This is a genomic window from Streptomyces sp. NPDC002784 (assembly GCF_053592135.1).
In genome coordinates, this window is the sequence record NZ_JBSFVD010000007.1 from 171,716 (window position 1) to 184,562 (window position 12,847).

Consider the following 12,847-nt stretch of genomic DNA (forward strand, 5'->3'; position numbering starts at 1 on the left):
GACCGCGCGCGAACGGGCTGCGGGAGAAACCCGACGGCAGCGCGGGAGGCTCGAGTGGTCACGCTCGAGTGGTCATGAGAGGGAGGCGACAGGCCGGGCGGGGGCCGGGGCCGTCCGATACGACTGTAGAACGGAAGCAGGCCCCGGCCTAGGGGCCGACCTCGTGGGCCTCGGGCCGCGTGTGTCAGGATTGAGGCTTGGATGAGTGCACCCAAGGGGGAGTGGATGTACGGCAGCAGGGGGGCCCGCAGGGGGGCGTCCGCGGTGGTGCTGGGGGCTGCACTGCTGATCGCGGGCTGTTCTTCCTCGGACGACGGGGGTGACGAGCCGGAGAACGCCGGCGCCGGCATCACCCAGCAGCCCAAGGAGATCGACCCGTTCTGGGTCAACCCGCAGGGCAACGCGGCCCAGCAGGTGGCCGCCTACGAGAAGGCGGGCAAGAAGGCCGACGCCGAGCAGATCCGCAAGATCGCCGAGCAGCCGACCGGCGAGTGGATCGGCCCGGAGACCCCGGAGGACGACGCCCGCGGCTACACCGAGGCCGCGGACAAGGCGGGCCGCACGGCCCTGCTGGTCCTCTACAACATCCCGCACCGCGACTGCGGCCAGTACTCACAGGGCGGCGCCGCCGACGGCAACGCCTACCGCGAGTGGATCGACGGGGTCGCCCAGGGCATCGGCGACCGCTCGGCCACGGTCGTCCTCGAACCGGACGCCGTCCTGCACCTGGTGGACGGCTGCACCCCGGACGAGTTCCACGAGGAGCGCTACGACCTCCTCAAGGGCGCGATCGAGAAGCTGAAGTCGCTGAAGAACACCAAGGTGTACCTCGACGCGGGCAACGCGGGCTGGGGCAACCCGGACCAGATCTTCGAGCCGCTGAACTGGGCCGGCATCGCCAAGGCGGACGGCTTCTCGGTCAACGTCTCGAACTTCTACACCACCGAGGACTCCATCGCGTACGGCAAGACCCTCTCGGCGAAGGTGGGCAACAAGCCCTTCGTCATCGACACCAGCCGCAACGGCAACGGCCCTTACGAGGAGGGCGACCCGGCGGAGCGCTGGTGCAACCCGCCCGGCCGCGCCCTGGGCGAGACCCCGACGACCAAGACGGCCGACCCGCTGGTCGACGCCTACGTCTGGGTCAAGCGCCCGGGGGAGTCGGACGGCGAGTGCAAGGGCGGCCCGAAGGCCGGCGAGTGGTGGCCGGAGTACGCCCTGAAACTGGCCAAGGCGACAACCCCGTAGGGGCGCGGGGAACTGCGCGAGCAGCCCCCACACGCCCCTGAGCCGCCGACGGCGCTATGGCACCCGGACCCATTGCGCCTCGGACGGCACTCCCTGGTCGTCCACGGCGAACAGCATGTACCACCCGGCCTGAACAAGGTTCTTGTTCTCCGGCATCGTCACCGTCACCTTGTTCCCCTCCGTCGTGAAGTCCAGCGCGATCGACCGCTGGTCCACGTCCGTCACATGCGTGGCCGCGCTCGGCCGGATCAGCCGCACCTTCTTGATGGAGGAGGCGTGCTGCGAGGTGAACGTCCCGGACTCGCCGTGCTCGATGGTCTCCGTCCCCTTGGACAGCGACGGCCGTGAGCCCTGGTACAGATACGGCGGCGTGTAGATCTCGATCCGCTGCTCGAACTTGCCCGGCTTGGTGTTCGCCTTGTCGGCGTAGAGGGAGTCCGAGCCGAAGAACATCACGCGTCCGTCGGGCAGCAGCACGGAGCCGGAGTGGTAGTTCCGTCCGACCAGGGGATCCGCGACCTGATCGAAGGAGTTGCTCGACGGGTCGTAGAGCCGGGCTTCGAGGATGTTGGAGTCCCCCCGCCCGCGATAGTCCTCCGAACCGCCCGACACCAGCACGGAGTCATCGGGCAGCACGGAGGCCGACGGATACCGCGTCCCCTTGTCCAGCGAGGGCCCGTCCACGAACCTGGGGCTGTCCGCCTTCAGGTCGACGATCCGGGTCTTCTCACTGGACAGCTTGGACTCGCCGACCCCGCCACCGCCGATGACCATGTACTTCTCGTCCTGCGCCGGAGGCAGCAGCACGGTCCCCGAGGTCTCCAGCCGGTCGGGGTCGCTCAGCCCGGGAACCTTGGTGAACTTGTTGGTCTCCACGTCCCAGACGCCGGGGTCACGCCCGACGTCGTCGGGCCCGTACCCCGCGTTGGAGCCGGAGTAGAAGACCTTGCCGTTCTGCATCAGGAACAGCGCCGGATAGGTCGGGAACTGCCGGACCTTGTCGGTGTACGTCCACTTCTGGGTCTCGGGGTCGTACACCTCGTTCTTGCCCGGCACCAGCTGCCCGATGTCGTCGAGCCCGGAGACGCTGAGGATCTTCCCGTCGCTCAGGGTGGTGAGCGTCGGGTACCAGCGGGCCTCCTTCATCGGGTCGACCTTGATGTACTTCTCGGCGACCGGATCGAACTCGTAGGCGTCCCGGATGCCCTGGAAGTCCTTCTTGTCCAGCGCCAGCTTCTGCGCGATGCCGTAGGTGTTCCGCGCGTCGGTGCCGGACAGCCCCTGCACCCGGTAGTTGTCCTCGGTCCCGGTCTCGTACTTGGAGCCGCTCTGCTGCGCCTCGACGTAGATCCGCCCGAGGCCCGGGTCGTTGCGCAGGAACTCGCCGGTCGCCTTGTCGAAGACCTTCTTCGCGCGCGGCACCAGCACCGGGTCCTTGGAGACGAACGTCTTGCCGTTCTCCTTGCCGGTGAACTTGGTCCCGGCGGGCAGGGTGATCGGCTTGTCCGGGTTCTCGTTGTGCACGATCATCAGGCCGCCGGCCTTGGTGACGTCACCCTTGAGCTTCTCGTACCGCTTGGTGCCGCCGGCGATCAGCAGATTGCCGTTCGCCAGCTGGGTGTGGCCCGTGCAGAACAGGTCGGTCGGGGTGGGCACCTTCTTGATGGTGCCCTTGACCGGGTCCCAGATCCGGGTGTCGAACTTCTTCGCGTCGAAGTTCTCCTGGTTGTTGCCGGAGCCCGCGACGAGCAGCACCTTCCCGGTGCGCAGCAACGCCGCGTGGATGGTGTTCTGCCGGTACTCCTCCGGGAAGTCGACGATCTCCCAGTGGCCGTTGTCGGCTTTGTACTCCGGTCGGTTGATCTGGTACTGGTGGTATTTCTCGGTGCCGAAGCGGTAGAGCCACGGACCGTTCATCCCGGCCAGCGCGAGCACCACCGCCGTGCCTATCGCGAGTCGACGGACACGGCGGCGGCCGGCCTGGTCTTTCATTCCTTACGTCCCCCAAGTCCACCCAGGGCGATCTGCATGGTCTGGTCGGTGCCGCCGCCCTGCGAGGCGGCCCAACTCGGCTTGTGCTGCGGGTCGTGCTGCGCGCCCGGCTGGGCCGGCAGCGGCTGCGCCTGGTGCGGCGCCACCGGGGCGCCCGCCTCCGGCTCCCCGGTGACCGGCGGCTTCTTCTTCGCCTGCCGCAGCATGTGCCGCCAGGCGAAGATCGGGGTCGCGGTGATCAGCATGGCGAACGTCGCCCAGATGACCATCGCGGGGTGCGCGTGCCCGTAGACGAAGCCGGCGGCGATCGAGGCGCCGAAGATCAGGATGAAGTACCAGTGGTAGCGGAAGGTCCCGAACCAGCGGTCGGGGCTGGCCGAGTCGCCCTTGGGGGTCACCACGAACTTGCTCTTGCGGCGCAGCACCGAGTCCATCAGCGCCTTGGCGTACAGCGGCGCCGACAGCGCGGACATCACCATGCCGGCCACACCGCCGGAGCCCTCCGGCTCGTGCGGCGAGACGTTGTGGCGGCGGTTCCAGATGTACAGGCCGATCTGGAGCGCGGAGGCGTTGCCGTAGAGCATCAGCCAGATGGTGGGGTCGATGTTCACGCCGGAGGCGCCGAGGCCCAGGAACAGGGCGCAGCTGAGGGCCGCGAGGATCCAGTTCAGGGCGGACATCGGGTAGAAGATGATCATCATCGTGTAGTTGAAGAGCTTGCTCGGCGGCAGCGAGTACCAGCCCTTCCAGTACTGCTTGAGGATCGTCTCGTAGGTCCCTCGCGACCAGCGCATCTGCTGGGTGAAGAAGTCCGTCCAGGCGCTCGGGCCCTCACCGACGGCGAGCACGTCCGGGGTGTACACCGAGCGCCACTTCTTGCCCGTCGCCGGGTTCTTGTGGCGGTGGATCTCGAAGCCGGTCGCCATGTCCTCGGTGATCGAGTCGTACAGACCGCCGATCTGCTTCAGCGCCTTGATCCGTACGGCGTTCGACGTACCCACGAACATCGGGGAGCCGTAGCGGTTGCCCGCGCGCTGTATGAGGGCGTGGAAGAGGAACTGCTGGGACTCGGCGGCCTTGGTGACGAAGTTGTCGTAGTTGCCGTAGACCTGCGGGCCGATGACGAAGCCGACGTTCGGGTCCCGGAAGAAGCCGAGCATGCGCTCCAGGTAGTTCGGGAGCGGCACGTGGTCGGTGTCGACGGAGGCGAAGAAGTCGTAGTCGTCGCCGTGCGCGTCCAGCCAGGCGTTGTAGTTGCCGTGCTTGGTCTTGGCGCGGTGCGGGCCCTTGGCCTGGTTCCACTTGGCGATGCCCTTGCGGGAGAAGTGGTGCACGCCGAGCCGGGCGCAGACCTCCTTGACCTCGGGGTCGTCGCCCTCGTCGAGCAGCCAGACGTGCAGCAGGCCCCGGTGGCGCAGCTTGACCGCCGCCTCCAGGGTCTTGGTCACCATCTCCAGCGGTTCCTTGCCGGGCACGAAGGAGGTGAGGAAGGCGACCTTGGTGCCGGTCTCGGGCACCACCGGGATCGGGTCGCGGGCGACCAGGGTGGCGTGCGCGTTGGACAGGACGTTCATGCACCGGAAGAACTCGATCAGGCCGATCGAGACGAGCATCACCATGTCCAGCGCCGGCAGGAAGTCGTAGGCCGGATAGTCGCGTTCGGTCCAGTGCTCGGGCTGGAGCAGCCAGGCCAGCAGCACCAGCGAGAGCAGCGGCGCCGCGGCGAGCATCAGGGCCACCCGTATGCGGTGCGGCTCCTGCGAGATCAGCGAGCGGTACTGCACCCGGTACGGCTTGTTCGGATCGGGCTGGGTGAGGGGACCGGCCAGCCGGCTGTAGTGCTCGTAGTCGTATTTCGGCAGCGTCTTCTTGATGCGCCTGAACGCCCCGGTCCGATGAGTCGGCACTCTGAGCTGAGTGGTCTGGGACGGGTCGGAGTTCTGCCGGGCGCCCGTCGGCGTCGACGTCATGAGTCATCCCCCCACACGCAGGTCGACCGCGTGTCTGTCGGTTCCTTCGTCGGTGTCGGTCCCCCTCGACCTTCACAGACGTATCAGTGGCGGGTCAGCGTCACCACATCTTCCACTTCATAGACATGGAAACGCGACCTTCCGGTTGCATGATGCCCCCCTCGGCATCCGGTCGTGAACGGGGCCCCTCTCCCCGTCAAAACGGCAACCGGCTCCTTGCCCCCCAACTGCCGCACACGGGCAGCAGCTTGAAGAACCAAGGGTTCTACGGCGTTCGGCATGATCGCAAGATGCGAAACGCGGTGTTTACCGGTCATACGCGTTCATTGTGGCGGCTGTGGGGGTCTTGTGTATCCGGTGTGCGCGTCCGGGGACGCGGGAAGCCCCCCGCGTCGACGGGGGGCTTCCTGTGTCGGTGCGCCGCCAGGGACTCGAACCCCGGACCCGCTGATTAAGAGTCAGCTGCTCTAACCAACTGAGCTAGCGGCGCCTGCTGACGCGACAACTCTACCCGACCTGGGAGGGTGCTCCGGACGGCCCCGGCCGTGCCCCGGGCCGTACATCATTCGGACCGTCAACATGCGCGCCCGGAAGACAGTTGCGAAACTGGCGAATGTGTACACACGCGGACATTTCCATCCGGAATGTGAGGGTCATCGCATGGGGACTCCGGTCTTCGAGGAATTCGATCCCCCGAACGACTGCGAGTGCCCCGGATGCGTTCACTGGCGCCGTGTCCTGCCGCACTCCGCGGCCGGACGCGGGGGCGCCCATCCGGCCCACCGGACGGTGATCGTGGCCGCCGCCGCGGCGGCGCTCGGCGCCGGGCACGCCGTACCGGCGCTCGCGGCCCCGCAGGCGCCCGCCCGGCCGAGCCTTCCGGCGGCCGACGAGCCCGACACCCCGCAGGGGAGCAAGGCCCCGCTGCACGGCCCCGGCGGGGGTCCGGCGAAGCCTTCCGCGGCGCCCAGCACCACCCGGGCGGAGATCATCCGGCGGGCCAAGCAGTGGGTCGCGGCGAAGGTGCCGTACAGCATGTCCCAGTACTGGTCGGACGGGTACCGGCAGGACTGCTCGGGGTTCGTCTCGATGGCCTGGAGCCTGCCCGGCAACGAGTGGACCGGCTCGCTCGACCAGTACGGCGTGCGCATCGCGAAGGAGGACCTCCAGCCCGGCGACATGCTGCTGTTCCACAACCCGGCCGATCCCGAGCGGGGCTCCCACGTCGTCCTCTTCGGCGGCTGGACGGACTACACCCACACCTCCTACATCGCCTACGAGGCGACCCGCCCGCACGCCCGCAGGCAGGCCACCCCGTACGCCTACTGGACCCACTCCAGCCGCTATGTCCCCTACCGCTACAAGGGCCTCGCCGGCGGTACGGCTGGCTCGGTGCCGGAGACCGCCGGACCGGAGGCGGCGCCCTATCCGGGGCGGGCCTACTTCGGGCCCGGGGCCAACAACAAGTACGTCACCGAGCTGGGCCGCATGCTCGTCGAGCGCGGGGCGGGGCGCTACTACACCTCGGGCCCCGGACCGCGCTGGTCGGACGCCGACCGGCGGGCCACGCAGGCCTTCCAGCAGGCGCAGGGCTGGCGCGGCGGGGACGCGGACGGGCTGCCGGGGCCGCGGACCTGGGCCCTGCTGGTCACCGGCCAGGGCAAGGACATCACCGCGGGAGCGGCCGGGGCGCCCGCGCCGCCCTCCTCGCACGGGGTGCCCGGATATCCGGGACGGGCGCTGTTCCGGCCCGGAGCCGACAACACCTACGTCACGCAGCTCGGGAAGCAGCTGGTGAAGAAAGGGTTCGGCAAGCACTACACGACCGGTCCCGGGCCGCGCTGGGGCGAGGCGGACCGGCGGAACGTCGAGGCGTTCCAGCGCGCCCAGGGATGGCGGGGCGGCGCGGCGGACGGCTATCCGGGGCCGGAGACCTGGCGGCGGCTGTTCGCGTAATCGATCTGTACCCCCCCCTGTTGTGACGCATCTGGCGCGGAGGCTGGAGGCACGCATGAGCACGACCACTTCACCGACACCGGAGTCCGAGGGACCGCCCAGGACCGCCCGGCTGATCCAGAACGAGGCCACCACCGAGATCCCCGTCCATCTGCTCTTCCGGGACGAACCCGCCCCGGTGTCCGTCCCGCTGAATCCCGCCGTCGTCGGCCGCCGGCAGGGCACGGGGGAGCAGCCGCGGCTGCGCCGGCCGGCCGCCACGAGGGCGCGGACCGTGCCCGACGTGGACCCGGCCCTGGCCGAGCGGCCCGCCAGGGTGCTGCCCGGCGCGGTGGGCGTGCTGGCCGGTGCCTGCGGTCTCGCGGGCTGCGCGGTCACCTCCTGGTGGGCCGGGGCGCTGCCGCCGCTCGTGCTGGAGGCGCTGCGGCTGCCGTCGTACGCGGGCGGGAGCCTCGGCCCCGCGCAGTGGGCGGCCTACGCCGGGGCCGGCGCCCTCGGCCTGTTCGGCTTCGGTGGACTGGCCCGGGGCCGGACCGGACGGGCCTGGGTGCTCGGTCTGTTCGGCCGCTACCGGGGGACCGTCCGGCGCACCGGACTGATGTGGGTCAACCCGATGCTGCTGCGCCGCCGGGTGGACGTACGGCTGCGGCACTGGCGCAGCGAGCCGATGCCGGCGGCCGACGCGAGCGGGGTCGCGCTGCGGGTGGTGGTCCTCGCGGTGTGGCGGGTGCGGGACACCGCGCGGGCCACGCTGGGCGTCGAGGACCACGAGGCCTATCTGCGGGAGTGCGTGGCGGCCGCGCTCGCCCGGGTCCCGGTGGAGGCGCCGGGGTCGGGGCGCGGCTGCGGGGATGCGGCGGGCGAGGCGCTGACCCGGCTGGTCGCGGCCGACGCGGCGCCCGTCGGCGTCGAGGTGTTCTCGGTGCAGCCGGTCCGGGTGGAGTACGCCCCCGAGGTGGCCGCCGCCATGCACCGGCGCCGGATCGCCGCGCTGGACGCCCAGCACCGGGCGTCGATGCTCACCTCGGTGGTGGACTCGGTGGAGGACACGGTGACCCGGCTGACCATGCGAGGGCTCGTCGAACTCGACGACTACGAGCGCAAGGCACTGGTGAAGGACCTCACGGTCGCCTTCTGCGCCGGGCGCGGGGAATCCGCCCCGTGATGGGTGTGGTCATGTCTTTGTTCTGGACATGGCCAACCAACGGCAATATTCTCGGACTTGGTCTAGACCTACCCTGCACGGCTCACTGAACATCCCCCACGTTCCCAGGAGCGGCAGCATGCGCAGAAAGACCAAGTTGTCTGCTGCCGTGGTCGGTCTCGCCACCACCGGAGCCCTAGTGCTCTCGTCCGGCGGGGCCAGCGGCCACGGCTACACCGATCTCCCCATCAGCAGGCAGAAGCTCTGCCAGAACGGCACCGTGACCAACTGCGGCTCCATCCAGTGGGAGCCGCAGAGCGTCGAGGGCCCGAAGGGCTTCCCGGGCTCCGGCCCGGCCGACGGGCAGATATGCAACGGCGGGGTCGGCCACTTCGGCCAGCTCAGCGCCCCGCGCACCCCCTCGGGCGGCGCCTGGCCCGCGACCAAGGTGACCGGCGGTCAGAGCTACACCTTCCGCTGGCAGTTCACGGCCATGCACGCCACGACCGACTTCCGGTACTACATCACCAAGCCGGGCTGGAACCAGAACCACAATCTGGCCCGCTCCGACCTCAACCTCACACCGTTCCTGACGGTGCCGTACAACAACCAGCGGCCACCGTCCACGCTCTCGCACAGTGGCAGGCTGCCGTCCGGGCTCAGCGGACGGCACGTGATCCTTGCGGTGTGGACGGTCGCCGACACCAACAACGCGTTCTACGCCTGCTCGGACGTCACGTTCTGAGCCTCACCGGGGTCCTCCGGGGGCGGCCGACCGTCCTCGGGGGAGCCCGGGCATGTTCATCTGACGAAGCGTCAATTACCCTGCGCGGCCATGGAGTCCACGAGCATCGCCGAACTCGTAGGGGCGCGCTGGGGTGATCACCGGCCGGGGCTGTGGTGCGCGGACCGGGTGATGACCCACCACGAGGTTGCCGCCGGTGCCGCCGCCCGCGCGGCGCTCCTGGCCGACCTGCTGCCGGCCGGCGCCGAGCCGCACGTCGCGGTCCTGCTCGACAACACCCCGGAGTACCCCCTGTGGATCGGCGCCGCCGCCCTCGCCCGGGCCGCGGTCGCCGGGATCAACCCCACCCGCAGAGGCCCGGAGTTGGCCCGGGACATCCTGCACACCGAGTGCCGCGTCCTGATCACCGAGCCGGGTCATCTGCCCCTGCTCAAGGGCCTCGACCTGCCCGGCGTCCGGATCCTGCTGACCGGCTCCGAGGAGTACGACGCCCTGCTCGCGCCGTATGCCGGCGCCCGTCCCGACACCTCCCGCGCCACCCCGGGCGACCGGCTGCTGCTCTGCTTCACCTCCGGCTCCACCGGCGCCCCCAAGGCCGCGATCTGCACGCAGGGCCGGCTGGCCGCGGCGGGGAGGTCGCTGGCCGGACAGTTCGGCACCGGCCCCGAGGACGTCCACTACATCTGCATGCCGATGTTCCACGGCAACGCCGTCATCGCCGACTGGGCCCCCGCCCTCGCGGCCGGGGCGGGCGTGGCGCTGCGGCGGCGGTTCTCGGCGTCCGGGTTCCTGGCGGACGTACGCACGTACGGGGCGACCTACTTCACCTACGTCGGCCGGGCCGTCCAGTACCTCCTCGCCACCGAGCCGCGCTCCGACGACCGCGACAACCCGCTGCGGCTCGGCTTCGGGACCGAGGCGGGGCGGGCGGACGCGGCGGCCTTCGAGCGGCGGTTCGGGGTGCGGCTGGTGGAGGGGTACGGGTCCTCCGAGGGCGGTGCCGCGGTGCAGTGGTCGCCGGGGACTCCGGCCGGGGCGGTGGGGCGGGCGGGGCCCGGGCTCGTCGTACTCGATCCGGAGACGGGCCGGGAGCGGCCGGCGGCGCGGTTCGACTCGGGCGGGCGGCTGCTGAACGGGGACGAGGCGATAGGGGAGCTGGTGAACCGGGGGCCGAACCCCTTCGAGGGGTACTGGCGCAATCCGGCGGCGGAGGCGGAGCGGCGGCGGGACGGGGCGTACTGGACCGGCGACCTCTTCTGCCGGGACGCGGACGGCTACCTCTGGTTCGCCGGGCGGACCGACGACCGGCTGCGGGTCGACGGGGAGAACCTGGCCGCCGCGATGATCGAGAACATCCTCGCCCGGTACGAGGGCGCCCGCGCCGTCGCCGTGTACGCGGTGCCGGACCCGGTGACCGGGGACCAGGTGATGGCGGCCCTCGCCGGGGACTTCGACCCGCTGGGGTTCGCGGAGTTCCTGCTCGCCCAGCCGGACCTGGGGACGAAGATGGCGCCCCGTTTCGTGCGGGTCATGGACCGGATGCCGGTCACCGCGACGAACAAGATCCACCGAGCCCAGCTCAGACGGCAGGGCGTGCACTGCCCGGACCCGGTGTGGTGGCGCCCACCACACGAGCTCACCTACCGCCCCCTCACCCCGGAGGACGCGAAGGGCCCTCTCGTCTCCCCGAGCCCCTGACAAAGCGAAGGCCCCCCGCTGCTCGCGAAGGGCCTTCACCGTCTGTGCGCCGCCAGGGACTCGAACCCCGGACCCGCTGATGCTGCGTCTCCCGGGGGGTAACCCCCGGACCCCCAGTCGTCCCCGCGCCACCGAGGTGGCCGGGAGCCAAAAGGTGAAGGCCCCCCGCTGCGCGCGAGGGGCCTTCGTCATCTGTGCGCCGCCAGGGACTCGAACCCCGGACCCGCTGATTAAGAGTCAGCTGCTCTAACCAACTGAGCTAGCGGCGCATGACTCACGCCAACCGCTTGTTTTGGTGTCTCGCGGCCGGCGACGAAGAAAATAGTACCTGGTCCGAGCGGGTGCTTCGAACCACCCAGGGGCGCGGAGAACTGGCGACCAGCCCCCACGGCCCGCGGACGGGAGACGGCCTAGATCGCCAGGGACAACAGCACCGGCGCCGCGTTCCGGTTCAGCGCGTCCGCCGCCTGCCGCAGCCGATGCGCGTGCTCCAGCGGCAGCGACACAGCCAGGCACCCCACGGACGCCCCCGCCGTGATCGGCACCGCGGCGCACACCGTGCCCACCGCGTACTCCTGCAGATCCAGTACGGGAACCGTCGGCGGCTGGGCCGCGAGCCGGGACAGCAGGAGCTTGTCACTGGTGATCGTGCGCGAGGTGAGCCGGGCCATCTTGTGCCGCGAGAGATGGTCCCGCCGGCCGTTGTGGTCGAGCTGGGTGAGCAGGCTCTTGCCGACCGCCGTCGCATGGGCGGAGAAACGGAAGTCCACCCACTCGTTCACCGCGGGAGCGGCCGGGCTCTCGGCGTACTGGGTGACCTTCACCTCACCGTCGACGTACCGGCTGATGTACACCGCCGCGCCGACCGAGTCGCGCAGCCGGTCCAGCGTCCGCTGGAGCTTCTCGCGCAGGGCCGCCTCCCGGTCGTGCGCCGAGCCCAGCCGGGCCAGCGCCTCGCCGGTGACATAGGCGCCGTCGGTGATCTGCTCGACGTACCCCTCGCGGCGCAGCATCCTCAGCAGGCTGGTCAGGCGCTCGGGGCTGAGGGTGGTGTGCCGGGCGAGTTCGGCGTCGGTGATTCCGGTGGTGTGCCGTGCCACGGTCTCCAGGACGCGCAACGCGTCCTGGGCCGAGTGGTACGGCGCGGTCGGCTCGTGCTTCAGCGCCACGGTGTTTCCCCCTGCGCTAGCTGTGTGAGGCCGGATTCCGGTGAGTCATCTCCACGATAGCCGCCAAGGGGCCTGTAGTGAGCGCTTGTTGACGAGAATCCGACGCCCTCAACTGCGGCGATAACCCCATGGCATATGACAGCGCCATCACCTGCGCACCACCTCACAGCACCGCGCTGAGAAACTCCCGGGTCCGGTCGTGCTCGGGGTCGCTGAAGATCTTCTCCGGGGCGCCGGCCTCGATAACCCGCCCGGAGTCGAACATCAGCACCTGGTCCGAGATGTCCCGGGCGAAGTTCATCTCATGGGTCACACAGAGCATCGTGATGTCGGTGGACCGGGCGATGTCCCTGAGCACGTCGAGGACGCCCGCGACCAGCTCCGGGTCCAGCGCCGAGGTCACCTCGTCCAGCAGCAGCACCCGCGGCCGCATCGCCAGTGCCCGGGCGATCGCCACCCGCTGCTGCTGGCCGCCGGAGAGCTGCCCGGGGCGCTTGTCCAGGTGCTCGGTGAGGCCGACCAGCTCCAGCAGGTCCCGGGCCCGCTCCTCGGCCGCGTCCTTGGACATGCCGAGCACGGTGACCGGGGCCTCGGTGATGTTCCTGAGGACCGTCATGTTCGGGAACAGGTTGAACTGCTGGAACACCATCCCGATCTTCTTGCGGACCTCGCGCACCTGCTTCTCGGGCGCCGGGAACAGCCGCTGCCCGTCCACGGTGATCGTGCCCTCGTCGGGCTTGGTCAGCGTCATCAGCAGCCGCAGGATCGTGGTCTTGCCGGAGCCGGAGGGGCCGATCAGCGTGACGTGCTTGCCCGCCTGCACGGAGAAGTCGAGGTGGTCGAGGACGGTGTTGTCGCCGAACCGCTTGGTGACCTGCTCCAGCCGGATCAGCTCGCCGTTCGCGCGCTTGTCGTCGGGGTTCAT

8 protein-coding genes, 2 tRNA genes and 1 pseudogene are annotated in these 12,847 nt (G+C 70.1%); 5 read left to right on the forward strand and 6 right to left on the reverse strand.

The features are described 5' to 3' along the window. The first annotated feature begins 225 nt into the window (after positions 1-225). On the forward strand, positions 226-1,248 hold the full coding sequence (locus ACWD1Z_RS16300) for a glycoside hydrolase family 6 protein (protein WP_451119336.1): 1,023 nt from the start codon (positions 226-228) through the stop codon (positions 1,246-1,248). 54 nt (positions 1,249-1,302) lie between these two features. Here ACWD1Z_RS16300 and ACWD1Z_RS16305 read toward each other — a convergent pair whose 3' ends face one another. The 3 genes from ACWD1Z_RS16305 to ACWD1Z_RS16315 form a co-directional block, all read right to left on the reverse strand. Next, positions 1,303-3,240, reverse strand: coding sequence for a galactose oxidase-like domain-containing protein (locus ACWD1Z_RS16305; RefSeq protein WP_451119168.1), 1,938 nt, complete (start codon positions 3,238-3,240; stop codon positions 1,303-1,305). Then, positions 3,237-5,210, reverse strand: a complete 1,974-nt coding sequence (locus ACWD1Z_RS16310) for a glycosyltransferase family 2 protein (protein WP_451119170.1) — start codon at positions 5,208-5,210, stop codon at positions 3,237-3,239. The genes ACWD1Z_RS16305 and ACWD1Z_RS16310 overlap by 4 nt, the downstream gene beginning before the upstream one ends. A gap of 416 nt (positions 5,211-5,626) precedes the next feature. Then, a tRNA-Lys gene (locus tag ACWD1Z_RS16315) sits at positions 5,627-5,700 on the reverse strand. A 170-nt stretch (positions 5,701-5,870) separates the two neighbouring features. Here ACWD1Z_RS16315 and ACWD1Z_RS16320 point away from each other — a divergent pair. The 4 genes and pseudogenes from ACWD1Z_RS16320 (at position 5,871) to ACWD1Z_RS16335 (ending at position 10,833) form a co-directional block, all read left to right on the forward strand. Further along, complete coding sequence (locus tag ACWD1Z_RS16320; protein ID WP_451119172.1) at positions 5,871-7,166, forward strand: peptidoglycan-binding protein; 1,296 nt, start codon at positions 5,871-5,873, stop codon at positions 7,164-7,166. Between the two features lie 55 nt (positions 7,167-7,221). Next, positions 7,222-8,331, forward strand: coding sequence for an SPFH domain-containing protein (locus ACWD1Z_RS16325; RefSeq protein ID WP_451119174.1), 1,110 nt, complete (start codon positions 7,222-7,224; stop codon positions 8,329-8,331). Positions 8,332-8,449: 118 nt separating this feature from the next. Further along, the gene (locus ACWD1Z_RS16330; RefSeq protein WP_389415810.1) at positions 8,450-9,055 is read left to right on the forward strand and encodes a lytic polysaccharide monooxygenase auxiliary activity family 9 protein; all 606 of its coding nucleotides are present in this window, start codon (positions 8,450-8,452) and stop codon (positions 9,053-9,055) included. A gap of 90 nt (positions 9,056-9,145) precedes the next feature. After that, positions 9,146-10,833, forward strand: a pseudogene (locus ACWD1Z_RS16335) (AMP-binding protein). A gap of 115 nt (positions 10,834-10,948) precedes the next feature. Here the strand turns inward: ACWD1Z_RS16335 and ACWD1Z_RS16340 are convergent. The 3 genes from ACWD1Z_RS16340 to ehuA form a co-directional block, all read right to left on the reverse strand. After that, a tRNA-Lys gene (locus ACWD1Z_RS16340) sits at positions 10,949-11,022 on the reverse strand. A 141-nt stretch (positions 11,023-11,163) separates the two neighbouring features. Further along, a complete protein-coding gene (locus tag ACWD1Z_RS16345) occupies positions 11,164-11,922 on the reverse strand; it encodes an IclR family transcriptional regulator (protein WP_451119176.1) in 759 nt (252 codons plus the stop codon). Positions 11,923-12,085: 163 nt separating this feature from the next. Then, the gene (gene ehuA / locus ACWD1Z_RS16350) at positions 12,086-12,847 is read right to left on the reverse strand and encodes an ectoine/hydroxyectoine ABC transporter ATP-binding protein EhuA (RefSeq protein WP_451119338.1); all 762 of its coding nucleotides are present in this window, start codon (positions 12,845-12,847) and stop codon (positions 12,086-12,088) included.